Source organism: Bacillus stercoris, from assembly GCF_029772985.1.
GTDB classification, from domain to species: domain Bacteria; phylum Bacillota; class Bacilli; order Bacillales; family Bacillaceae; genus Bacillus; species Bacillus stercoris.
Genome location: NZ_CP121861.1, coordinates 1 through 25,000 on the forward strand (window position 1 = coordinate 1; position 25,000 = coordinate 25,000).

Sequence of the window (25,000 nt, forward strand, 5' to 3'; positions counted from 1 at the left end):
CACCTTTTTCCAAGAAGAAACGGTCAGGTGTTTTCTCTTCAATGTTGCTCTTCGTTGGTTCATTCATGTAAGGGAATGATTCCGGAAGAATTTCATTGAAGACAAGCTTACCGACAGTTGTAATTAACAATTTTGAGCGCTGTTCTTCGGTAAATGTCACATTCTTAAGGGAGTTAGCTGCAACAGCTACTCTCGTATGAAGGTGAACATATCCGTTTTGATAAGCAAGAAGCGCTTCGTCTGTATTCTTGAAGACCATACCTTCACCGACAGCACCGACGCTCAAGTGTCAGGTAATAGTTACCAAGTACCATATCCTGAGACGGAGTTACAACCGGTTTACCATCTTTAGGGTTCAAGATGTTTTGAGCCGCAAGCATCAAGATGCGTGCTTCAGCTTGTGCTTCAGCAGATAATGGTACGTGAACCGCCATTTGGTCACCGTCAAAGTCAGCGTTGTAAGCTGTACATACGAGCGGGTGAAGGCGGATTGCGCGTCCTTCAACAAGCGTTGGTTCAAACGCCTGAATACCTAATCTGTGAAGTGTAGGGGCACGGTTCAGCAGTACTGGGTGCTCCTTAATAACTGATTCTAATACATCCCAAACTTCAGGCTGTACGCGCTCAATTTTGCGTTTCGCACTCTTAATGTTGTGAGCAAGACCCTTTTCAACAAGTTCTTTCATAACGAAAGGCTTGAAGAGTTCAAGCGCCATTTCCTTCGGTAATCCGCATTGGTACATTTTCAAATGAGGACCAACAACGATTACAGAACGTCCGGAGTAATCGACACGTTTACCAAGAAGGTTTTGACGGAAACGGCCTTGCTTCCCTTTCAACATGTGAGAAAGAGATTTTAACGGTCTGTTACCAGGACCTGTTACAGGGCGTCCGCGGCGGCCGTTGTCAATTAAGGCATCGACAGCCTCTTGAAGCATACGCTTTTCGTTTTGAACGATGATGCTTGGCGCACCAAGGTCCAGAAGGCGTTTCAAACGATTGTTACGGTTGATGACACGACGATAAAGATCGTTCAAATCAGAAGTCGCAAAACGTCCGCCATCTAGCTGAACCATCGGTCTAAGCTCCGGAGGAATAACAGGAAGCACATCAAGGATCATCCAAGAAGGCTTGTTTCCTGAGTTACGGAAGGCTTCTAAAACTTCAAGACGTTTGATCGCACGAGTACGTCGTTGTCCTTGTGAAGTTTTCAGCTCTTCTTTTAACATATCAACTTCTTTTACAAGATCGATATCTTGAAGAAGTTTATGAATTGCTTCAGCACCCATAGATGCTTGGAATTTATTACCGTATTTATCAAGATAAGCACGGTATTCTTTCTCAGACAGAAGCTGTTTCTTTTCAAGCGGTGTATTTGCCGGGTCAGTTACAACGTAAGAAGCAAAGTAAATCACTTCTTCTAAAGCACGAGGTGACATATCCAGCACAAGACCCATACGGCTTGGAATACCTTTGAAATACCAAATGTGGGAAACTGGGGCAGCCAGTTCAATGTGCCCCATTCTCTCACGACGGACTTTAGCCCGTGTTACTTCGACTCCGCAGCGGTCACAAACTACGCCTTTATAACGAACTCGCTTGTACTTCCCGCAATGACATTCCCAGTCCTTAGTCGGTCCGAAAATGCGTTCGCAGAATAGACCGTCCTTTTCAGGTTTTAACGTACGATAGTTTATCGTTTCAGGCTTTTTCACTTCACCAAAAGACCATGAACGGATTTTATCCGGTGAAGCAAGACCGATGTTCATATACTCAAAATTGTTCACATCTAGCAAGGGGCCTACCTCCTTTTTATCTTCGGATTAACCGATGTCACTTGCCTTTATAACTAGAGATTATTCTTTTGTTACTACATCACGTTCAACGTCTGCAGATGCTGTTTCTTCCGGCTCTTCATCACCTGATAATGCCAGGCCGTCAGCTTGTTTCGCATCTTCTTCGTCTTCTAAATCTCTCATTTCTATTTCTTCTTCATCACCAGAAAGGATTTTGACATCCATACCTAAGCTTTGAAGTTCTTTGATTAATACTTTGAATGATTCCGGAACACCTGGTTCAGGAACATTGTCGCCTTTAACGATGGCTTCGTATGTTTTCACACGTCCAACCACGTCATCAGACTTAACAGTCAGAATTTCTTGAAGAGTGTAAGCCGCACCGTAAGCTTCAAGTGCCCAAACCTCCATCTCACCGAAACGCTGTCCGCCAAATTGAGCTTTACCGCCAAGAGGCTGCTGCGTAACAAGTGAGTAAGGGCCTGTAGAACGCGCATGAAGTTTATCGTCAACCATGTGAGCCAGTTTGATCATATACATGATACCGACAGATACACGGTTATCAAACGGCTCTCCAGTACGTCCGTCGTAAAGCACTGTTTTGGCGTCACGAGACATGCTTAAGCTTCTTCAAGTGTTTCCCAGACATCCTCTTCTCGCGCTCCGTCAAATACAGGAGATGCAATGTGAATGCCGAGGTAACGAGCGGCCATACCCATATGAAGTTCTAATACCTGCCCGATGTTCATACGTGATGGTACGCCCAGCGGGTTAAGCATGATATCAATTGGTGTGCCGTCAGGAAGGTAAGGCATATCCTCTTCAGGAAGAATCTTAGAGATAACACCTTTGTTACCGTGACGACCGGCCATTTTATCCCCTTCAGAAATCTTACGTTTCTGAACGATATATACGCGTACTAACTGGTTCACACCTGGAGGAAGTTCGTCTCCGTCTTCACGGTTGAAGACTTTAACGTCATGGATAATTCCTCCGCCGCCGTGAGGCACACGAAGAGAAGTATCACGAACCTCGCGGGCTTTCTCGCCAAAGATGGCGTGAAGCAGGCGTTCTTCTGCAGTCAGTTCAGTTACGCCTTTAGGCGTTACTTTACCAACAAGAAGATCTCCGTCTTTTACTTCTGCCCCGATACGGATGATTCCGCGGTCATCAAGATTGCGAAGCGCATCTTCACCGACGTTTGGAATATCGCGAGTGATCTCTTCAGGTCCAAGTTTCGTATCACGTGCTTCTGATTCATATTCTTCAATGTGGATAGATGTATAAACATCATCCTTCACAAGACGTTCACTCATGATGATGGCATCCTCATAGTTGTAGCCATCCCATGTCATGAAGCCGACCATTACGTTACGGCCAAGTGCAAGTTCACCAAGCTCCATAGAAGGACCGTCAGCAAGGATTTCTCCTTTTACAACTTCATCGCCGACACTTACGATCGGACGCTGGTTGTAGCACGTACCTTGGTTAGAGCGGACAAATTTCAGCAGGCTGTATTTATCCAGGTTTCCTTTTACTTTTTGACCGTCTACTTCTTCATAACGGCGAACCCAAACGTTTTTCGCTTCTACACGTTCAACGATACCAGGGTGTTTACAAATAACAGCGGCACCAGAGTCTTTTCCTGATACGTATTCCATACCAGTTCCAACGAATGGCGCTTCCGGCTGCATCAAAGGCACAGCCTGACGTTGCATGTTCGCTCCCATGAGGGCACGGTTGGAGTCATCGTTTTCTAAGAACGGGATACATGCTGTCGCAGCAGATACAACCTGCTTAGGCGATACATCCATGTAGTCTACACGGTTTCTGGAAACAACGGTGTTCTCCCCGCGGAAACGAGCTACGATGCTGTCATCAATAAAGGCGCCTTCGTCATCAAGACGAGCGTTCGCTTGAGCGACAACATAGTTATCCTCTTCATCAGCAGTTAAGTAATCGATTCTGCCCGTTACCTTCCCTGTTTCAGGGTCAACGCGGCGATATGGCGTTTCAATAAAGCCAAAACGGTTTACTTTTGCATAAGATGATAGTGAGTTGATCAAACCGATGTTCGGGCCCTCAGGCGTTTCAATCGGACACATACGGCCATAGTGGGAGTAGTGAACGTCACGCACTTCCATTCCGGCACGCTCACGTGTCAATCCGCCCGGTCCTAATGCTGACAGACGGCGCTTATGCGTTAATTCAGCAAGCGGGTTCGTCTGATCCATGAATTGAGAAAGCTGTGAGCTTCCAAAGAACTCTTTAATGGACGCAATAACAGGACGAATATTGATCAGCTGCTGAGGCGTAATTGTATTCGTATCTTGAATTGACATTCTCTCACGAACCACACGCTCCATACGGCTTAAACCGATACGGAATTGGTTCTGGAGAAGCTCGCCTACAGAACGTAAACGGCGGTTTCCAAGATGATCGATATCATCTGTGTCGCCTACTCCGTGCAGCAGGTTGAAGAAGTAGCTGATTGAAGAAATAATATCAGCAGGCGTGATGTTTTTAATCTCTTCTTCAATGTAAGCATTGCCGATTACATTAATAACCTGTTCTCCTTCTTGATCAGTCGGAGCAAAGATTTTAATGGATTGAAGAGTCACTTCATCTTCAACAACACCGCCATTCGGATACAGCTTTCTGAAACCGATTCCGTTTTCTAAGTATGGCAGTACTTTATCAAGTGTTCTTCTATCAAGAATCTGACCTTTTTCAGCAAGGATTTCTCCTGTTTCAGGATCAACGAGCGTTTCAGCAAGTCTCTGATTGAAGAGGCGATTCTTAATATGAAGTTTTTTATTAATTTTATAGCGTCCTACATTGGCAAGATCGTATCGTTTCGGATCAAAGAAACGAGAATCAAGCAAGCTTTTCGCATTTTCTACTGTAGGCGGCTCTCCAGGACGGAGACGCTCGTAAATTTCAAGCAGCGCTTTGTCGCTGTTTTCTGTGTTATCTTTATCAAGCGTATTTCTCAGGTATTCGTTTTCTCCTATGAGATCAAGAATCTCTTGATCGGAGCCGAAGCCGAGAGCACGCAAAAGAACCGTAACCGGCAACTTACGTGTGCGATCAATGCGGACATAAACAACATCTTTCGCATCAGTTTCGTATTCTAACCATGCGCCACGGTTTGGAATGACAGTTGCGGTAAAACCTTTTTTACCGTTCTTGTCTACTTTACCACTGAAATATACACTTGGAGACCGAACAAGCTGGGAAACGATAACGCGTTCCGCACCGTTAATGATAAAAGTACCTGTATCTGTCATAATAGGGAAATCACCCATGAAGACATCTTGGTCTTTTACCTCTCCAGTTTCTTTGTTAATTAAACGAACCTTCACTCTTAGCGGAGCTGAGTAAGTCACATCACGTTCTTTTGATTCCTCTACAGGATATTTAGGCTCACCTAAACTATAATCAATGAACTCAAGAGAGAGGTTACCAGTGAAATCCTCAATTGGTGATATGTCTTGAAACATCTCTCTAAGACCCTCATCAAGAAACCACTGATAAGAAGAGGTTTGAATTTCAATGAGATTTGGTAATTCTAACACTTCGCTAATGCGAGCATAGCTTCTGCGCTGGCGGTGTCGTCCATACTGAACTAGTTGACCTGTCAACTGATTCACCCCTCAAATCATGCGTATTATATGTGTAATAAGCATTTCATCCAAAGAAAGAAATACTTTTACAAGACAAAAGAAAAAAGGGTTTCTAATTAAGAAAACCACATCCAAAAACAAATACCGATTTTATTAGCATTTCCATACTTGTATAATTTATACATAGATATTGACAATTCATCATATCAAGCAAAATATATACATTGGCATTTTACAATATTAACATAGTTAAAATACCGAGTCAAACTTTTTTTGCTTTTATGATATAATAGCCTTTCTTTTTTGAACGACAGAAACTTCATCGAACAGTTCCTCGAGCTTTTCAATGGCAGAAGGCGCACCTTGCTTTTTCTGTATGACGATCCACAACTCACCTGAAGCTTTTAAGTGTTCAGCGCTTTTCTCAAAGATAGCATGGACAACTTTTTTTCCGGCTCGGATTGGGGGATTTGTAAGAATAGAAGCAAATGTTTGAGCAGAATCAACGTTTGAAAACAAATCGCTTTGATAAATCTTAACGTTTGTTATTCCGTTCTGTTCCGCATTTCCATTTGATAGTTCTACGGCTCTCTCATTAACATCAATCATGTGGATAGTCCGGTCTTTAAAGTCGCTGGCAAGCGATAAACCAATCGGCCCGTACCCGCAGCCTACATCCAAAATGCTGCCCTCAACCTCAGGCTCTTCAAAAGAATCTATCAGCAGGCGGGAGCCGAAATCAACTTCTTTTTTAGAAAAAACCCCGCTGTCGCTGGTAAACGTGAAATCTTTATTCCGAAGCCTAAAAGACCAGGTTTGCTTGTTGCTTTTCACTGAAGGTTTTTCTGAATAATAGTGCTCACTCATTATTAGAACCTCCTTTTTTCATGGCTTAAAGAATGGCAAAGAAAAAGCTCGCCTCATAAAAGCGAGCTTCCCCTCCAGGTAAGTGAAGATTACTTAACTTCTACAGAAGCGCCAACTTCTTCAAGTTTAGCTTTAAGCTCTTCAGCTTCTTCTTTAGCAATACCTTCTTTAAGTGGTTTTGGAGTGTTGTCAACAAGTTCTTTAGCTTCTTTCAAGCCAAGACCAGTGATTTCACGTACAACTTTGATAACTTTGATTTTTTGAGATCCAGCACCAGCAAGGATAAGATCGAATTCGCTTTGCTCTTCAGCAGCTCCGCCTGCAGCAGCTCCGCCAGCTACAGCTACAGGAGCAGCAGCAGTTACGCCAAATTCTTCTTCGATTGCTTTTACTAGGTCGTTCAATTCAAGTACAGTTGCTTCTTTAACGGAAGCAATGATTTCTTCGATATTTAAAGCCATTTGTAATTCCTCCATTTTGTTTTAATTTATGAAAAACTGATTAGATTAAGCGCCTTGTTCTTCCTTTTGTTCTGCCACAGCTTTTGCAGCAAGAGCAAAGTTGCGAACTGGAGCTTGAAGTACGCTAAGCAACATAGAAAGCAAGCCTTCGCGTGATGGAAGTTCAGCAAGAGCTTTCACTTCTTCAACAGTAGAAACTTTACCTTCGATTACGCCAGCTTTGATTTCAAGAGCTTCGTGATTTTTAGCGAAGTCATTCAGAACTTTAGCCGGAGCGACAACATCTTCAGTGCTGAATGCGATCGCGTTCGGTCCAGTTAAGAAATCATTCAAACCATTAAGCTCAGCTTGTTCAACCGCACGGCGAGTCATCGTATTTTTGTAAACTTTGAACTCAACGTTAGCTTCGCGAAGCTGTTTACGAAGTTCAGTTACTTCAGAAACGTTAAGTCCGCGATAGTCAACGATGATCGTTGATTTACTTTCTTTCAGTTTAGAAGCAATTTCTTCAACAACAACTTTTTTAGTTTCAATTGCGCTGCTCATGGTTACACCTCCTGTAGATTCTTGTGTAACACTTATACCGTTAGGTGATCACGACTGAGACGACGGATTCCATATAAAAAGCCTCCATGAGACATGGAGGCTGTATATACAAGCATACGTAACGTAATAGCTGTGATAATATACACCTCGGTAGGATGATTAAGCGGTTAGGCCCCTACTGTCTACGGTATAAATGATATTCTATTTTACAACATTTTGAATAATATCAGAATGTTGATGTCATGTCAATATTATTTTACGTTAAAAGTTGAAGAGTCTACTTTGACACCAGGTCCCATAGTAGAAGTTACAGCAACGTTTTTCACGTAAACGCCTTTAGCTGCGGCAGGTTTAGCTTTCAGGATTGTATCGTACATTGTCGTGAAGTTCTCAACAAGTTTTTCATCCTCGAAAGAAACTTTACCGATAGGAACATGAATGTTTCCAGCTTTATCTACGCGGTATTCAACTTTACCAGCTTTGATTTCGCCGATCGCTTTTTCAACTTCGAAAGTAACTGTACCAGTTTTAGGGTTTGGCATTAAACCTTTTGGTCCAAGTACACGACCAATTTTACCAACTTCACCCATCATATCAGGTGTAGCTACGATTACATCGAAATCGAACCAGCCTTGTTGAATTTTGTTGATGTAGTCAGTATCGCCTACGTAATCTGCACCAGCAGCTTCAGCTTCTTTCGCTTTTTCGCCTTTTGCGAAAACGAGAACGCGCTGAGTTTTACCAGTTCCGTTTGGAAGCACAACTGCTCCGCGGATTTGCTGGTCGTTTTTACGAGGGTCAACCCCTAAACGGAAAGCCACTTCAACTGTAGCGTCGAATTTAGCTGTGTTTGTTTTTTTAACGAGAGCTACTGCTTCAGAAACGTCGTAAGCTTTAGAACGGTCTACAAGCTTAGCAGCTTCAACGTACTTTTTACCTTTTTTAGCCATTTTAAAATTTCCTCCTTATGTGGTTATAGCGGAATAACCTCCCACGAATAAGGGTTGCGAACTTGTTAAAACTCGCAACCCGACAAGAAACAAATTAATCCTCGATTACAATACCCATACTGCGGGCAGTACCTTCAACCATGCGCATTGCCGCTTCAACGTCTGCTGCGTTTAAGTCAGGCATTTTCGTTTCAGCGATTTCGCGTACTTTATCGCGCTTAACGGTTGCCACTTTATTACGGTTTGGTTCACCAGAACCAGACTCAATTCCAGCTGCTTTTTTAAGCAATACTGCAGCAGGTGGAGTTTTTGTAATAAATGTAAATGAACGGTCTTCGTAAACCGAAATTTCAACAGGAATGATTAAACCAGCTTGGTCAGCTGTACGAGCGTTAAACTCCTTACAGAATCCCATGATGTTAACAGCTTGACCAAGTGCAGGTCCAACTGGTGGTGCTGGGTTAGCTTTTCCAGCAGGAATTTGCAATTTTACAACTTTAACTACTTTTTTAGCCACGAGACACACCTCCTTAAGTCCGTGATGTGGTAATAGGGTAAACCCTCCCACTCAAGGTTTCATTCTTTATATGAATGACGAAATATCATGCTAGTTGCCTTGGATAAGTCCAAGACGTACCTTTGCTATATTATCATTTATATATAGCAATTTCAAGTTTTTTCACATTACAATTTATCGATTTGGGTAAATTCCAGTTCAACGGCGTTTCGCGGCCGAACATATTAACGAAAACTTTGACCTTGCTTTTGTCATAATCAATCTCTTCAATCGATCCAGTAAAGTTAGCAAAAGGTCCGTCTATTACTTTCACTGTCTCTTTCAGTTCAAAGTCAATATCAGTTTTGCGTTCGTCCATGCCCATTCTCTTCAAAATGGTTTCTGCTTCGCCTGGAAGAAGCGGCGTCGGTTTTGAACCTGATCCAGCAGATCCTACGAATCCAGTAACGCCCGGCGTGTTGCGGACAACATACCAAGAGTCGTCTGTCATTACAATTTCAACAAGCACATAACCAGGGAATACTTTCTTTTTCACGACTTTTTTCTTGCCGTTTTTGATATCCGTTTCTTCTTCTTCGGGTACGACTACACGGAAAATTTTATCCTGCATCCCCATTGATTCAACACGTTTTTCCAAGTTGGCTTTTACTTTATTCTCATAACCAGAGTACGTGTGAACAACATACCAATTCTTTTCCATTCTCTTCAGGACTGTCCAGTCCTTCCCTCCCCGCATTTGGTTTTAGTGAATTACCATAACGCTTCAAAAAATAGGCGGCAAGCCTATGATAACTTTCATTTTAAGCCACAATAAAAAACCCGCTGAACGGGTTTTGGCAAGTAATATTATGATCTATTATAGCACGTATTGCTGATCATTATTCAACTATTAAACGAATTAATTGAGAAATTCCTGTGTCAAGGAGGGCAAAAAAGATAACAAAAAAGATAACTGTTGAAATTACCGTAATGGTATAACGCGTTAACTCTTTTCCTTTAGGCCAGCTTACCTTTTTCATTTCTTTCCCAACATCTTTAAAGAATTTCATAATACGCATGTAAAAGACCTCCACAATTTAAAAAGCGCAAAAACTATTTTGTTTCAAGATGAGCTGTATGTGAATTGCAAGTACTGCAGTATTTCTTTACTTCTAATCGCTCAGCCGCTGATGCAGAGCTCTTCATTGTCGTATAATTACGGTTTCCGCATGTCTTGCATGCTAACGTAATCTTTTTTCTCATGTCATTACACCTTTTTCTAAATAGACATTAGTTCTTATCTTTAGTAACATATCATAGTCAGAAAAATACTGTCAATATAGCATAAATTCCTATTACAAACTGATTTCGCGAATTTCCAAGTACTTCTCCAGCTTGCGTTTCACACGCTGAAGGGCATTGTCGATCGATTTCACATGTCGGTTCAGTTCATCGGAAATCTCTTGGTAACTTCTCCCGTCGAGATATAAGACGAGTACTTTTCTCTCTAAATCACTTAGTAGTTCTCCCATTTTCATTTCAATGTCATCAAATTCTTCCTGATTAATGATCATTTCCTCAGGATTTAAGGTTTTCGCCCCTGAAATGACATCAAGCAGCGTTCGGTCTGATTCTTCATCAAAAATCGGTTTATCTAATGAGACGTAGGAATTCAAAGGAATGTGTTTCTGGCGAGTAGCTGTCTTTATTGCGGTAATAATTTGGCGGGTAATACATAATTCTGCGAAAGCTTTGAAAGAGGTAAGCTTGTCCTCTTTGAAGTCACGAATAGACTTATAGAGGCCTATCATACCTTCCTGAACAATATCTTCTCTGTCCGCCCCTATTAAGAAATAGGATCTTGCTTTCGCCCGAACAAAGTTTCGGTACTTCGTAATCAAGTAATCTAACGCATCACTGTCCCCAACATGAACCTTTTCAATGACCTGCTCGTCCTCCAACTGGCAAAACTGCTCTTTGTTGAATTTTCCCTTGTTGTTCTGTAGATTCACTCCGATCCCCCCGGCGCACGTAGATAGAAATATTATACAGTATTGGGCAAAAAAGCGTCAACTTAATCTAAGTCTCCCCGCCTCCACTTTTCAAACGTTTTCAAAACCTCTTCCGATAAAGCAATTTTACCCGCCGGCTTTTCGGAAGTGATTTTTCTTACCCGTCTCTCTATTCGCCTTTCAATCGCTTCTACCTCTCTCAAAAGCTCCCGGGCCGATTTCCGCAATGCCCCCTGTCCGAAAATCGCCCATTGCTCAGTATAGTCAGAGGTCGCAACGTGAATTTGAGTCGCAATATTATTCAAAGCCTGAGCGAGCTTTTCTATCCGCTCATCAGCCGTCTCATTTTCTTTTGTAAAAATCACTTCAACTCGATGGTTGGTCTGTTTTTTCTCAAGCCCTTTTACGAGATGCGCGTCAAAAACAACAATAACCCTGTTTCCTGTATACGATTGATATTCCGCCATTTTCTGAATCAGTACGTCTCTCGCCTCTTCGAAACTGTTTGCTTTTAAATCCTTCAGCTGCGGCCAGGCTCCAATCATGTTGTACCCGTCTACTAACAGGATATCCATGGGTCTTTATTCTCCCAGAGGGTTTCGTTTCCGGTAGACTTCATACATCAAAAGACCAGCCGCGACAGATGCATTTAGTGAAGTTACCTTTCCGGCCATCGGGAGTTTAATGAGAAAATCACACTTTTCTTTCACGAGTCGGCCCATCCCTTTTCCTTCACTTCCGATGCTAAAGCCAAAGGCATATTGCCGTCCATATTGCGGTAATCCTCACGCGCGGACGCGTCCGTTCCGACAACCCAGATTCCCTGTTCTTTCATCTCTTCTAACGTCCGTGCCAAATTGGTGACTCTCGCTACAGGAATGTGTTCAATTGCCCCTGTTGAAGCTTTTGCCACTGTTGTTGTCAGCCCGACAGCTCTCCGTTTTGGAATGACGATGCCATGAGCGCCGACCGCATCCGCTGTTCTCATAATGGAACCAAGATTATGAGGGTCTTCAAGCTCGTCCAGAATGAGGAAGAAAGGCTGTTCATTTCTTTCCTCGGCTGCTTTATATAAATCGTCCAGTTCTGCATATTCATACGCTGCAACCTGTGCCACAACGCCTTGATGCTGTCCTGTCACCATTTGATCGAGTTTTTTTCTCGGGACGTATTGAATCGTGATTCCCTGCTTTTTCGCAAGCTCAATCACTTGCTGTGCCTGTCCCTTTACGGTGTTTTCCGCCATCCACAGCTTATACAGCTTCCGATCAGATTTTAACGTCTCGATCACTGCATTCTTCCCTATGACGTAATCATGTTGCTGACTCATTTGTTTTCCTCCCTGACGTCCCGAATTGTATAGCCTCGGCTACGAGCTGACTAAGCCGTTCCTCTCTTTTCTCTAGAAAAAGGTAGCCTAGAAGCGCTTCAAATGCTGTACTATAGCGGTACGTCTGAACATCTGTATTTTTAGGTGTTGTTCCTGACTTGGCATTTCTGCCTCTTTTCAGCACCGCTTCCTCTTCTTCCGTAAAAAATGATTGATTCTGCAGAAAAAATAGGATCTCAGCCTGCGACTTTGCCGAAACAATCCGGCTTGATTTCTTATGAAGATCATTTGGTTTGGTAAAGCCCTGCTTAAGCAGGTGATGCCTTACATATACTTCAAAAATGGCATCACCTATATAAGCAAGCGCAAGACCGTTAAGCTGCTTTGAATCTTTTATCGTATCAAATTCAAGCATCCGTTATTCTCCCCGTTTCCAGCGAGTGCCTTGAGCCGTATCTTCAAGAATGATATTCATGCTTTTCAGCTGGTCGCGAATCTGGTCTGACAACGCAAAATCGCGATTCCGGCGCGCTTCGTTTCGTTTTTCGATTAAGTCTTCAATCTCTTGATCGAGAAGTTCCTGCTCACCCAATGAAAAACCGAGAACAGAAACAATACGGTCAAACATCTCGATAAACGCCGTAATTACATGATCAGCCGTATGATCTTTCTGAAGATAATAATTGGCGTGTTTCGCTAAGTCGAACAAGACAGAAATCGCATTCGCCGTATTAAAATCATCGTCCATCGCTTCTTCAAATGCTTTGCGGTGTTCTTCAACTTTCTCAAGCCATTGATCGTCATCTTCCGTTAAATTCGTACTGCTGTTCAGACGGTGCTGAAGATTGCTGTACGCTGTTTTTAAACGGTTAAATGCGCTTTTCGTATTTTCTAGAAGCTCTTCTGAATAGTTAATCGGATGGCGATAATGAACAGATAGCATAAAGAATCTCAAAAGCTGCGGATCATGCTGTTTAATGATGTCATGCACAAGCACAAAGTTGCCCAGTGATTTTGACATTTTTTCATTATCAATATTGATATAGCCATTATGGAGCCAGTACTTCGCAAACGTTTTTCCTGTCAGTGCCTCAGATTGCGCAATTTCGTTTTCATGGTGAGGGAATGTTAAATCCTGTCCGCCCGCATGGATATCAATCTGGTCACCCAGATACTTTTTCACCATTGCTGAGCATTCAATGTGCCAGCCCGGACGTCCTTTTCCCCAAGGGCTATCCCAAGAGATTTCCCCTTCTTTTGCCGCTTTCCACAGTGCGAAATCAAGAGCATCTTCTTTTTTCTCTCCGACCCGGATGCGTGCACCTGATCTTAGCTCATCGATTGATTGCTGAGAAAGCTTTCCGTATCCTTCAAACGCTCTTGTTTTGAAATAAACGTCACCTTCTGATTCATAAGCGTAGCCCTTTTTCACGAGCTGATCTACGAATTCGATAATGGCATCCATGTTTTCCATCACTCGCGGATGAAGGTCGGCTTTTCGGCATCCGAGCGCACCTACATCTTCAAAATATGCTTTAATAAAACGCTCTGAAATGGTAGGCACATCCTCACCAAGTTCATTTGCCGCTTTAATTAATTTATCGTCTACGTCTGTGAAGTTAGAGACATACTGCACATCATAGCCTTTATACTCCAAATAGTTTCGAACCGTATCGTAAACGATAGCCGGACGCGCGTTCCCGATGTGAATGTAATTGTAAACTGTCGGTCCGCATACGTACATTTTCACTTTCCCCTCTTCAAGAGGAACGAATGTTTCCTTCTGTCTAGTCAATGTATTATAAAGTGTGATTGTCATTTTTGATTGATCCTTTCTTTTCTGTCTTCAAGTTCTGCCTTCAGCTCTAAAATCTGCTGTTCCAAAGACTTAAAGCGGTCAGCAACCGGATCGGGCAAATCCTGATGGTTTAAATCGCGTCTTACCTTCTTGCCATTTTGTACAACGACCCGTCCGGGGATACCGACAACTGTTGAAAAATCAGGAACATCATGCAGCACTACTGAACCAGCGCCAATCTTTGAGCCTTCACCGACCGTAATTGAACCGAGCACTTTAGCACCTGTGGCTATCAATGCGTCATCTTTAATCGTTGGGTGCCTTTTTCCCTTTTCTTTCCCCGTTCCCCCAAGGGTAACCCCCTGAAAAACGGTTACGTTATTGCCGATTTCACATGTCTCCCCAATGACAACCCCCATGCCGTGGTCTATGAAAAATCTTCTCCCAATTGTGGCGCCGGGGTGGATTTCGATCCCGGTAAAAAATCGGCTTACTTGAGATATAAGGCGTGCAAGGAAATAAAATTTTCGTTTATATAAAGCATGTGCAATCCGATGCGCCCATATAGCATGTAAACCGGAATAAGTTAAAATCACTTCAAAATAGCTTCTTGCTGCAGGATCTTGATCGAAAACAGTATCAATGTCTTCTTTGAGCATTCTAAAAAACACATGCTTCCCCCGTTTCTCTATCTGATTTCCTCTGCCCAATAAAAAAAGCGTCTCTGCATGTAAACATGACAGAGACGCTTTAACCGCGCGGTTCCACTCTGTTTGAAAAGCAGACTCCTGCTCTCCCAACTTCAGCCTGTAACGGCGGCGGCCGCCTTTGAATACTGATTTTAAAAAACGTTCTTCAAAGGTCTTAAGGGCGCACTTCTAAAACCCGGCTCATGGATCTCTCTCAGCCAATGAAGATCCTTTCTGTAATGGCCTAAAGCTTTATACTCTTCCCTGTCAACAATCATTTATTTAGATATTTTTCAAACGCTGAATCGCAGTCTCTTTACCGATCAATTCGATTGATTGCGGCAGTTCCGGACCGTGAGTTTGCCCTGTAACAGCAACACGAATCGGCATAAACAGTTTTTTCCCTTTGTGGCCAGTTTCTTTCTGCACTGCTTTGATCGATGCTTTGATATTATCTGGAGTGAACTCCTCAAGCTCTTCAAGCTTCGCAGCGAATGTGCTGAGCACTTCAGGAACCTGCTCCTCTTCCAGAACAGCTTTCGCTTCTTGATTATACTCGATCTCATCCGCAAAGAACAAATCAGTCAGCTCAACAATTTCGGCACCGTAGCTTAATTGCTCATGATACAGGGAAATCAATTTGCGAACCCACTCTTGTTCTTCAGCAGAAAGCTCAGTGCCAACTTTGCCGGCTTTTTGCAAATGTGGAAGCGTCAGTTCAACAACCTGATCAAGATCCAGCTTCTTCACATATTGGTTGTTAACCCATTTTAGCTTATGCATATCAAACAAAGCTGGTGATTTAGATAAACGATTTACATCAAAAATTTCAATAAACTGCTCTTTTGTGAAAAGCTCTTCTTCTCCAACCGGTGACCAGCCTAGCAGTCCGATAAAGTTGAACAGCGCTTCTGGCAAGTAGCCAAGCTCTTTGTACTGCTCGATGAATTGAATAATGGATTCATCACGTTTGCTGAGCTTTTTACGGCTTTCGTTTACAATCAGCGTCATATGTCCGAACTGAGGAATATCCCACCCGAATGCTTGATAGATCATAATCTGTTTCGGTGTGTTAGAAATATGATCTTCACCGCGCAGCACGTGTGTCATTTTCATTAAGTAGTCATCAATAGCTACCGCGAAGTTATAAGTAGGCGTTCCATCCTTTTTCACAATAACGAAGTCGCCAATGCCATCTGATTCAAAAGAAATTTCGCCTTTTACGATATCGTTGAAGGCGATGACTTTTCCTTCCGGCACACGGAAACGAATACTCGGCTTTCTGCCTTCAGCAATAAATTTCTCCTGTTCTTCCTGAGTCAGATCTCTGTGTTTCCCAGAATACCGTGGCATTTCTCCGCGGGCAATCTGCTCTTCACGCTCTTTTTCAAGCTCTTCTTCCGTACAGTAGCATTTATAAGCAAGCCCTTTTTCAAGGAGCTCTTCATAGTACACTTTATAGATATCGTTACGCTCTGACTGACGGTATGGGCCGTACTCTCCGCCGACATCCACACTCTCATCCCAGTCAATACCTAGCCACTTCAGATAATTCAGCTGGCTTTGTTCTCCGCCCTCAATATTGCGCTTTTTATCAGTGTCCTCAACACGAATGATAAACTTACCGCCTTGATTGCGAGCAAATAAATAATTAAAAAGCGCCGTTCTGGCATTTCCAATATGCAAATGTCCGGTTGGACTCGGTGCATAACGGACGCGTACTTCGTTTCCCATTTTCAAATACTTCCTTTCATGTCATGTATGGCCTCAGGCAAAAATGTATGAATCTATTCTACCACCAAATAGACCCGGCATCAAAACAAGTTAGCCTTTTTGTATCAGTACAGTCGCCTGAGCCGCTATTCCTTCCGCCCGGCCTGTAAATCCAAGCTTTTCTGTCGTTGTTGCTTTTACATTTACCTGTGAAACCTCTGCCTCAAGGCCTTCAGCGATTCTTTTTCTCATATCTTCTATGTACGGCAGCATCTTCGGCTTTTGCGCTATGATGGTGCAATCAATGTTCCCAAGGACATACCCTTTTTGTTTCACGATTCCCCAAACATGCTGAAGTAATTTGAAAGAGTCTGCGTCCTTGAACTCAGGATCTGTGTCAGGAAAATGCTTGCCAATATCACCTTCACCCACAGCTCCCAGGCAGGCGTCAGCGACAGTATGCAGCAATACGTCTGCATCAGAATGGCCAAGCAGCCCTTTTTCGTACGGGATTTCAATTCCGCCAATAATTAGAGGACGGCCCTCCACTAATTGATGCACATCAAATCCTTGTCCAATTCTAAACATGTTTATTCCCACTTTCTAATTCCATGATAGCTTCAGCTGACGTCAGATCGTCTGGCGTCGTCAGCTTAATATTTGTATAACTGCCTTCTACAACACGGACCGAACCGCCTTCCATCTGTTCAACGAGGCTGGCGTCATCCGTCCCTAAAAATCCCTTGCGCTCGGCCTCAGCGTGAGCCTCCAACAATAAAGAAAGACGAAAAGCTTGTGGGGTTTGGACAGCCCACAAGCTTGAACGTTCAATCGTCTCGCTGACTTGTAAATTTTGAACGCGTTTAATTGTATCTTTTACCGGAACAGCGAGGATGGCCGCTCCTGTCTGTTCCGCCTCTGCGATCAGTTCGTCAATTTGTTCATGTTTTATAAATGGGCGGGCACCGTCATGTACAAGGACGATCTTTTCTTGCTTTACGGCTTTCAGCCCCTTATAAACACTGTGCTGACGCTCATCTCCGCCTGCAACAAGCTCAATCGAAGTTTGAAACGGATAATCGGTCAGCAATTGTTGAAAGTGCTCCCGCTCCTGCTCGTTAATCACCAAGATGATTTTTTCGCACTGCCGGTGGCTGTCAAACACTCTTAACGTGTGTATGATCACCGGGTCTCCTTTCAGCTCAATGAACAGTTTATTTCTCCCTGCCTTCATCCGCTTTCCCTGTCCGGCTGCAGGAATCACCACATCATAACTCATTGTTTTTTCTCCCTTTACAGCGCCTTCTCCAACAGCTTAGGCTTCGCAAAAATCATTCGTCCCGCTGCTGTCTGCAGCACACTTGTGACGAGTACATCAATATGCTTGCCGATATAATTGCGTCCTTCTTCAACGACAATCATCGTACCATCATCCAAGTAGGCAACTCCCTGATTATGCTCTTTCCCATCCTTAATGACCTGAACATTCATTTCCTCGCCAGGAAGCACAACAGGCTTGACCGCATTGGCAAGGTCATTAATGTTTAATACTGCTACCTTCTGAAGCTCGCATACTTTATTTAAATTAAAATCATTCGTCACAACGACCCCGGATGTCAGCTTCGCAAGTTTGACGAGCTTACTGTCAACCTCCTGAATATCCTCAAAGTCGCCTTCGTAAATTTCAACTTCAATGTCTAATTCTTTCTGAATGCGGTTCAGGATATCAAGACCGCGGCGTCCTCTGTTTCGTTTTAACACATCGGAAGAGTCGGCAATATGCTGCAATTCCTCAAGGACAAACTGCGGAATCACGATAACTCCCTCTAAAAATCCAGTCTGGCAAATATCTGCTATTCTCCCATCAATAATAACACTAGTGTCCAAAATTTTCAGCTTCTTGTCTTGAACCTCATGTTCTTCTTCAGCTGATCCTTTTTTCTTTTGCATTCTGGCGGAAATGGAAAACAGGCTGATCAATTCATCCTTTTTCTTAAAGCCCACCTGGAAGCCGAGATAACCGAGGAAGAAAGCCAAAAATACAGGGATAATTGTGCTGAATATGCGGTAAGGTATATTGTCTAAAGGAATGACATTTACGATAAGATAAGCAATTATAAGTCCAAAAACCAGGCCTAGACTTCCAAATAACAAATCTGGAAAGCGCTTTTAACAATGAATCCTCTATCCACTTCACCCAGTTCACAACGTATTCTGTACCCCATATACTGATGAGAAAAAAGATAATTGCCCCAATTGCCGCAGACGTATATGCGTTTGTTATTAAAGGTATGTCCTGTATATTTAACAGTACAAACAATTCAGGTATTAGAAATATACCAACAACGCCGCCAAAAATAATGAAGAACGCCTGAACTATTCGTTTTAACATACCCCCACCTCCTTTTTAAACATTTTAATTTCACAAAGTTTTATGCACCCTACGAATATCAGAATAAACAAAAACCAACATTAATATACCCGTATTCCCCAGGTTTTAACCGAAATCACAGCTGCTTAGTCTAAATAATGCTTCTCTTGCAGGCGTTTTAATCCTTTTTTGATTTTTTGGGCTCGTACTTCACCGATTCCCTCTACTTCATCTAATTCTTCTGCACTCGCCTCAATAATCCTTGGAAGGACTCCAAATGCTTCTACAACATTTTCAACAATTGGCATCGGCAGACGCGGTATCTTATTTAACAGCCTGTATCCTCTAGCCAATACATAATCATCAAGATTAGTAGAAGCAGGATAACCGAGAAGCTTATACACAATGGAATCATCCAGCAGATCATAACTGGACATATCCTGCAGCTCCTTCAAAAGAACAAACGGATCTTTAATCTTTTCTTTTACATAATCCTTAATAAATAAAGCGGCCTCTTCTTCCATATCCGTAATCAATTCAATGACTTGCAGCTTGATCAGATGTCCTTCTGTCCCCAGCTCTTTGATATACATATTTATTTCGTTTTTAATTCTCAATACCATTTCATAACGATGCATGACAGACAAGACATCACTAAAGGTAACAAGCTCCTCAAACTCTAACGCATTCAGTGCATTAATCGTTTTATCGAGGATTGTCTTATATTTTTCAAGTGTTTGAATGGCTTGGTTTGCCTTTGTTAAAATAAATCCTATGTCCTTTAGTGTATACTTCATGTTTTCCTGATATAACGTTATGACATTTCTTCTTTCAGAAATAGCAATCACAAGACAGCCGGTTTGCTTAGCTACTCTTTCGGCAGTTCTGTGCCGCATTCCTGTTTCTGATGAAGCAATTGTGGCATCCGGCATCAGCTGTGTATTCGCATATAGGATCTTTTGACCCGAATCACTTAAAATGATCGCGCCATCCATTTTAGCCAGCTCATACAAATGCGCCGGAGAAAAAGCCGTGTTGATGTGAAATCCTCCATCCACCACTTCTTTTACTTTATCATTATATCCAACAACGATCAGACCGCCTGTATTTGCTCTCAAGACGTTCTCCATCCCCGCTCTGAGCGGTGTACCCGGAGCAACAAACTGCAATATAGATGACAGGTCTAACTCGTGTTTCGCCCCTTTTTCTCTTTTTCCATCTATTATCCTCCTAATGAAGTACGAAGCGCCTCTGCAACATTTGCTACTCCGATAACCTCAATCCCTTTTGGTTTTGTCCATCCATCCAGATTAGCCGCGGGTATGATCATGCGTTTAAAACCAAGCTTTGCCGCTTCTTTCACACGTTGTTCAATTCTTGAAACCCGCCGGACTTCTCCGGTTAATCCCACTTCTCCAATAAAACAATCTGCAGGATTTGGAGGTGCGTCTCTAAAGCTTGATGCGATACTGATCGCAATGGCAAGATCAATTGCCGGTTCATCAAGCTTAACGCCGCCAGCCACTTTCAAATAAGCATCCTGATTTTGCAGCAGCAGCCCAACTCTTTTTTCTAACACAGCCATTAACAGAGAAACCCTGTTGTGGTCTATTCCCGTTGCCATACGCCTTGGATTTCCAAAACTTGTTGGCGAGATGAGCGCCTGAATTTCAACGAGAATCGGTCTAGTGCCCTCCATAGAAGCAGTGATACTCGAGCCCGCGGAACCCGCAGAGCGTTCCTCTAAGAAAATTTCTGAAGGATTCAAAACCTCAGTGAGCCCCTCTTCCCGCATTTCAAATATGCCCATTTCGTTCGTAGATCCGAAACGGTTTTTTACAGCCCGCAAAATGCGGAAAGTATGGTGACGTTCTCCTTCAAAATATAAAACAGTGTCAACCATATGCTCCAACAGTCTCGGCCCTGCAATAGACCCTTCTTTCGTCACGTGCCCTACGATAAAAATCGGGATACCTTTTGTTTTTGCAATTTTCATCAGCTCGGCGGTACATTCTCTGACCTGTGACACACTGCCCGGTGCTGATGTGATATCGCTTTGGTATACCGTTTGAATAGAGTCAACAACGACAAACGCTGGATTCATCTCTTGTATAGCAGACGAAATATACTCCATATCGGTTTCAGATAAAACATGCAGTGACGGATTATTAATGCCGAGGCGGTCAGCTCGAAGCTTCGTTTGCTTTACAGATTCTTCTCCCGAAATATACAGCACACTGTTTGATGAGCCTGATAATTGAGCGGAAACCTGCAGTAATAACGTTGACTTTCCGATACCAGGATCACCGCCGATTAAAACGAGGGAGCCTTTAACGACACCTCCGCCGAGTACTCTGTTAAACTCGCCAAGCTGGGTTTTAACGCGGGGTTCTTCTGATGTTTCGATTGATGTAATAGGTGAAGGTTTCTGTACAGTTTGAACAGAATGAGAAAAAGCCGCTCTCCGATTGGCTGGTGCTTTTTTAATCATTTCTTCCACCATTGTATTCCAAGCACCGCAGCCCGGACATTTCCCCATCCATTTTGGAGACTCGTAGCCGCAGGATTGGCAGATGAATTTCGATTTTGTTTTAGCCATATATAGTGTAAGACCTCTCCCTTGTTCTATTTCTTGATATGAAAGTGAGGCATACACTTACATGCTGTATGCCTCATTTCTGTCTTCTATATTAATTCGTTTTAGCAGTCGTTTTTACGACAAATTCGCCATCTTCTACATCAAGAACAATATGCTGTCCTTTATGAATATTTCCTCTGAGGAGTTCTTCAGACAAACGATCCTCTACGTGTTTTTGGATCGCTCTTCTTAACGGACGGGCTCCGTACTCCAGATCAACGCCCTCTTCCGCGACTTTCGCTTTTGCAGCATCAGTCAATTCGATAGAAAGATCCTGTTCTTTCAGGCGTTTCGTCAATTGATCAGACATTAATGACACGATTTCAGTAAGATGTTTTTTCTCAAGTGAATGGAAGACGATGATTTCATCGATACGGTTGATGAACTCAGGTCTAAACGCCCGTTTCAATTCACCCATCACTTTATCTTTCATGTCTTTATGATTTTGAGTCTCATCCTGAACGTTAAAGCCGACATATTTATTGCGTTTCAGCTCACTTGCCCCGACGTTTGATGTCATGATCAAAATGGTATTGCGGAAATCGACTGTACGTCCTTTAGAATCAGTCAATCGGCCGTCTTCAAGAACTTGCAGAAGGATATTGAAGACATCAGGGTGCGCTTTCTCGATCTCATCAAGAAGCACGACAGAGTAAGGTTTTCTTCTGACTTTCTCTGTCAATTGACCGCCTTCATCATATCCCACATACCCCGGAGGTGAACCAACAAGTCTTGAAGTTGAGTGTTTTTCCATGTATTCAGACATATCAATTCTGATCATGGATTCTTCATCGCCAAAAATGGATTCAGCAAGTGCTCGCGCAAGCTCTGTTTTACCTACACCTGTAGGGCCTAAGAAAATGAATGAGCCGATTGGGCGTTTAGGATCTTTTAACCCTGCTCTCGCACGTCTGACGGCTTTTGCAACAGCTACAACCGCTTCATCCTGGCCGATGACACGAGAGTGAAGAATGTTTTCCATATTGAGAAGCTTATCAGTTTCAGTTTGGGCGATTTTAGATACAGGCACACCGGTCCAGCTGGATACAACCATCGCAATATCATCCACAGTAACCTCTGAATTTTCCTGCCCTTGCTTCTCTTTCCATGATTTCTTCGTATCCTCAACTTGCTCGCGCAGGCGCTGCTCAGTATCACGCAAGGAAGCAGCTTTTTCAAACTCTTGACTTTGCACTGCCGCATCCTTCTCTTTACGAACCTCATCAAGCTTCTGCTCAAGCTCTTTTAAGTTAGGAGGCGTTGTAAAGGAGCGCAGTCTCACCTTTGAACCAGCTTCATCGATTAAGTCAATGGCTTTATCCGGAAGGAAGCGGTCAGAAATATATCTGTCAGAAAGCTTAACCGCAGCTTCAATGGCATCATCAGTGATAGAAACACGGTGGTGGGCTTCGTATCTGTCACGAAGACCTTGTAAAATTTGAATACTTTCATCGACAGATGGCTGATCTACCTGGATCGGCTGAAAACGGCGTTCCAGTGCTGCGTCTTTTTCAATATATTTACGGTACTCATCAAGAGTCGTTGCTCCAATACATTGGAGCTCACCGCGAGCAAGTGAAGGTTTTAAGATATTAGATGCATCAATAGCACCTTCTGCTCCGCCTGCCCCGATTAATGTATGGAGCTCATCGATGAATAGAATGATATTTCCTGCCTGGCGAATTTCATCCATGACCTTCTTCAGGCGATCCTCAAATTCTCCGCGATATTTTGTCTTAAGCAACAACCGTTCCCATGTCTAATGTCATCACACGTTTATCACGCAAGATTTCGGGTACTTCATTATTGATAATTTGCTGTGCCAAACCTTCTGCGATAGCCGTTTTACCAACACCTGGTTCACCAATGAGAACAGGGTTGTTTTTCGTTCTGCGGCTTAACACTTCAATGACACGCTGGATTTCCTTGCTTCTGCCGATTACAGGATCAAGACTGTCTTCCTTCGCAATAGCAGTCAAGTCTCTTGCCAAGCTATCAAGCGTAGGCGTATTCGCATTGCTGTTTGTTCCTGCCGCTGATGATCCTGTTTCATTGCTTCCAAGAAGCTGGAGCACCTGCTGTCTTGCTTTATTTAAGCTGACACCGAGGTTATTCAGAACTCTCGCGGCAACACCTTCTCCTTCACGAATCAGGCCAAGAAGAATATGTTCTGTTCCGACATAAGAATGACCGAGTTTTCTTGCTTCATCCATCGAAAGTTCAATGACTTTTTTAGCTCTAGGAGTATAATGAATCGTTTGAGACATTTCCTGCCCGCGCCCGATCAAACTTTCTACTTCTTTCTGAATTTTATCTGAACCGAGTCCAAGCGCTTGAAGAGCTTTGGCAGCAATGCCCTCTCCTTCTCTTACCAGTCCTAATAAAATATGCTCAGTGCCAATATTATTATGACCTAAACGAAGTGCTTCTTCCTGTGCTAGCGCCAGTACTTTTTGAGCCCGTTCTGTAAATCTTCCAAACATCATATCGATTCATCCTCCTGTCTTTTCCCATTCATTTCTAAGTGAAGCCGTTCTCTTATGAGAGCCGCTCTTCGAATGTCCCTTTCGTTCGGACGCAAAGCGCCTCCCGAGTACTGCTGTAAAAAACCTGGCTGCGTCAAAATCATTAGTTCGTTAAGTATGTTGCTTGAAAGTCCTTTTATAATACCTAGGTCTATGCCTAACCGAACATCTGAAAGGCACTTTGCAGTTTCTTTAGATTCTATCATCCGGCAATTAGACAAGACCCCATAAGACCGATATACCCGATCCTCAAGTTCAATTTTAGAAGTTTGATAAATCGCTTCTCGGGCAGATCGCTCTTGTTCAATCAGCTGGGCAGCAACACTGTTAAGATCATCTACAATATCCTGCTCGGACTTACCAAGCGTGATCTGATTTGAAATTTGAAAGATATTCCCTACTGCTTCGCTGCCTTCCCCATAAATTCCTCTAACAACTAAGCCTAATTGATTAATTGCTTAGGTATAATTCGATTTATTTGCCTAGTTAAAACCAGCGCTGGCAGATGCATCATGACTGAAGCCCTTAAACCTGTACCTACGTTTGTAGGACAGCTGGTTAAGTACCCTCTCTGCTCATTGAATGCATAATCAACTTTTTCTTCAATCCAGTCATCGACCTGGTTCGCGGCTTTCATTGCTTCTAGAAGCTGAAATCCAGGGAAAAGACATTGTATTCTAATATGATCCTCTTCATTTAGCATGACGCTTACTTCCTCATTTTCAGAAAGCAAACAGCCGCCAAAAGGAGACTCTGTCAAATTCGGACTGATTAGATGCTTTTCAACAAGTACACGCTTTTCTAAAGGCTGTGCATCATTCATTCTAATCAAAACGAATTTGCCGATTCCGGGAATTTCTTGCTCTGAAAACTGATCTTCAAATTGCTGTATGATGGATGAGGCTTCTTCATTGGAATACCGCGTAGGGAACCGAATATGTTGAAAGTTCCTTGCTAAACGTATGCGGCTGCTGAGTACAATGTCACTTTCAGGTCCCTTCTGCTTCATCCAACTGCTTAGTGCGTCCTGAATAAAATGCTTTAGCGACATTACCCCTGTTCCTCCTCACTATCTGTACTTTTGAGTGATTGTTCTAAAGAACGAATTTGATCTCTCACATGAGCTGCGTTTTCAAATTCTTCTTGATGGATTAAGGATTCTAATTCTTTTTTCAGCATATC

General features: G+C 43.0%; 17 protein-coding genes, 8 pseudogenes and 2 other annotated features (1 of these 27 cut by a window edge). All 25 genes and pseudogenes read right to left on the bottom strand.

What is annotated here, in order from left to right; translation table 11 throughout:
* Nucleotide 1: 1 nt before the first annotated feature.
* A pseudogene (gene rpoC, locus QA442_RS00010) lies at nt 2-1,796 on the bottom strand (DNA-directed RNA polymerase subunit beta'); the annotation flags it as partial.
* Between the two features lie 60 nt (nt 1,797-1,856).
* Nucleotides 1,857-5,440, bottom strand: a pseudogene (gene rpoB, locus QA442_RS00015) (DNA-directed RNA polymerase subunit beta).
* Between the two features lie 244 nt (nt 5,441-5,684).
* Nucleotides 5,685-6,289 (bottom strand): annotated as a pseudogene (locus QA442_RS00020) (class I SAM-dependent methyltransferase).
* Between the two features lie 89 nt (nt 6,290-6,378).
* Entirely contained in the window at nt 6,379-6,750 is a 372-nt protein-coding gene (rplL, locus tag QA442_RS00025; protein WP_003156436.1) for a 50S ribosomal protein L7/L12, read from the bottom strand.
* Between the two features lie 45 nt (nt 6,751-6,795).
* Entirely contained in the window at nt 6,796-7,296 is a 501-nt protein-coding gene (gene rplJ / locus QA442_RS00030) for a 50S ribosomal protein L10 (RefSeq protein ID WP_014662526.1), read from the bottom strand.
* Between the two features lie 65 nt (nt 7,297-7,361).
* Nucleotides 7,362-7,502, bottom strand: a sequence feature (ribosomal protein L10 leader region).
* Nucleotides 7,503-7,547: 45 nt separating this feature from the next.
* A complete protein-coding gene (rplA, locus tag QA442_RS00035) occupies nt 7,548-8,246 on the bottom strand; it encodes a 50S ribosomal protein L1 (RefSeq protein WP_003242022.1) in 699 nt (232 codons plus the stop codon).
* Nucleotides 8,247-8,340: 94 nt separating this feature from the next.
* A complete protein-coding gene (gene rplK / locus QA442_RS00040; protein ID WP_279473399.1) occupies nt 8,341-8,763 on the bottom strand; it encodes a 50S ribosomal protein L11 in 423 nt (140 codons plus the stop codon).
* A 167-nt stretch (nt 8,764-8,930) separates the two neighbouring features.
* Nucleotides 8,931-9,463: pseudogene (gene nusG, locus QA442_RS00045) on the bottom strand (transcription termination/antitermination protein NusG).
* A gap of 178 nt (nt 9,464-9,641) precedes the next feature.
* Entirely contained in the window at nt 9,642-9,821 is a 180-nt protein-coding gene (gene secE, locus QA442_RS00050) for a preprotein translocase subunit SecE (protein WP_004399676.1), read from the bottom strand.
* A gap of 34 nt (nt 9,822-9,855) precedes the next feature.
* Nucleotides 9,856-10,005 (bottom strand): 50S ribosomal protein L33, encoded by a 150-nt coding sequence (rpmG, locus tag QA442_RS00055; protein ID WP_003156421.1) that lies wholly within the window; start codon nt 10,003-10,005, stop codon nt 9,856-9,858.
* Nucleotides 10,006-10,097: 92 nt separating this feature from the next.
* On the bottom strand, nt 10,098-10,754 hold the full coding sequence (gene sigH, locus QA442_RS00060) for an RNA polymerase sporulation sigma factor SigH (RefSeq protein WP_003225758.1): 657 nt from the start codon (nt 10,752-10,754) through the stop codon (nt 10,098-10,100).
* Between the two features lie 62 nt (nt 10,755-10,816).
* Complete coding sequence (rae1, locus tag QA442_RS00065) at nt 10,817-11,329, bottom strand: ribosome-dependent mRNA decay endonuclease Rae1/YacP (protein ID WP_003225756.1); 513 nt, start codon at nt 11,327-11,329, stop codon at nt 10,817-10,819.
* A gap of 6 nt (nt 11,330-11,335) precedes the next feature.
* Nucleotides 11,336-12,084, bottom strand: a pseudogene (rlmB, locus tag QA442_RS00070) (23S rRNA (guanosine(2251)-2'-O)-methyltransferase RlmB).
* Entirely contained in the window at nt 12,068-12,499 is a 432-nt protein-coding gene (locus QA442_RS00075; protein ID WP_040081037.1) for a mini-ribonuclease 3, read from the bottom strand. The pseudogene rlmB and the gene QA442_RS00075 overlap by 17 nt, the downstream one beginning before the upstream one ends.
* Before the next feature lie 3 nt (nt 12,500-12,502).
* Nucleotides 12,503-13,903: a cysteine--tRNA ligase gene (gene cysS / locus QA442_RS00080; protein WP_014478619.1), complete on the bottom strand. Its 1,401-nt coding sequence runs from the start codon at nt 13,901-13,903 to the stop codon at nt 12,503-12,505.
* Nucleotides 13,900-14,553, bottom strand: a complete 654-nt coding sequence (cysE, locus tag QA442_RS00085; RefSeq protein WP_003225749.1) for a serine O-acetyltransferase — start codon at nt 14,551-14,553, stop codon at nt 13,900-13,902. The genes cysS and cysE overlap by 4 nt, the downstream gene beginning before the upstream one ends.
* A 67-nt stretch (nt 14,554-14,620) precedes the next feature.
* Nucleotides 14,621-14,851 (bottom strand) — a binding site (T-box leader).
* 2 nt (nt 14,852-14,853) lie between these two features.
* Complete coding sequence (gene gltX / locus QA442_RS00090) at nt 14,854-16,305, bottom strand: glutamate--tRNA ligase (RefSeq protein WP_014662519.1); 1,452 nt, start codon at nt 16,303-16,305, stop codon at nt 14,854-14,856.
* Nucleotides 16,306-16,395: 90 nt separating this feature from the next.
* Nucleotides 16,396-16,872, bottom strand: a complete 477-nt coding sequence (gene ispF, locus QA442_RS00095) for a 2-C-methyl-D-erythritol 2,4-cyclodiphosphate synthase (RefSeq protein WP_014475594.1) — start codon at nt 16,870-16,872, stop codon at nt 16,396-16,398.
* On the bottom strand, nt 16,865-17,563 hold the full coding sequence (gene ispD / locus QA442_RS00100; protein ID WP_095432283.1) for a 2-C-methyl-D-erythritol 4-phosphate cytidylyltransferase: 699 nt from the start codon (nt 17,561-17,563) through the stop codon (nt 16,865-16,867). Before ispD ends, ispF begins: the two co-directional genes overlap by 8 nt.
* Before the next feature lie 14 nt (nt 17,564-17,577).
* Nucleotides 17,578-18,676: pseudogene (locus QA442_RS00105) on the bottom strand (PIN/TRAM domain-containing protein).
* Between the two features lie 125 nt (nt 18,677-18,801).
* Nucleotides 18,802-19,836, bottom strand: coding sequence for a DNA integrity scanning diadenylate cyclase DisA (gene disA / locus QA442_RS00110; protein WP_423856554.1), 1,035 nt, complete (start codon nt 19,834-19,836; stop codon nt 18,802-18,804).
* Nucleotides 19,837-19,877: 41 nt separating this feature from the next.
* Nucleotides 19,878-21,254 (bottom strand): DNA repair protein RadA, encoded by a 1,377-nt coding sequence (gene radA, locus QA442_RS00115; protein WP_095432282.1) that lies wholly within the window; start codon nt 21,252-21,254, stop codon nt 19,878-19,880.
* 91 nt (nt 21,255-21,345) lie between these two features.
* Nucleotides 21,346-23,779: pseudogene (gene clpC, locus QA442_RS00120) on the bottom strand (ATP-dependent protease ATP-binding subunit ClpC).
* Nucleotides 23,776-24,869 (bottom strand): annotated as a pseudogene (mcsB, locus tag QA442_RS00125) (protein-arginine kinase McsB). Before mcsB ends, clpC begins: the two co-directional pseudogenes overlap by 4 nt.
* Nucleotides 24,869-25,000, bottom strand: the 3' end of a protein-coding gene (gene mcsA / locus QA442_RS00130; protein WP_041521234.1) for a protein-arginine kinase activator protein McsA. It continues 426 nt past the right edge of the window; only the last 132 of its 558 coding nucleotides appear in the window; the start codon falls outside the window, past its right edge — the gene reads right to left on this strand; its stop codon occupies nt 24,869-24,871. Before mcsA ends, mcsB begins: the two are co-directional and overlap by 1 nt.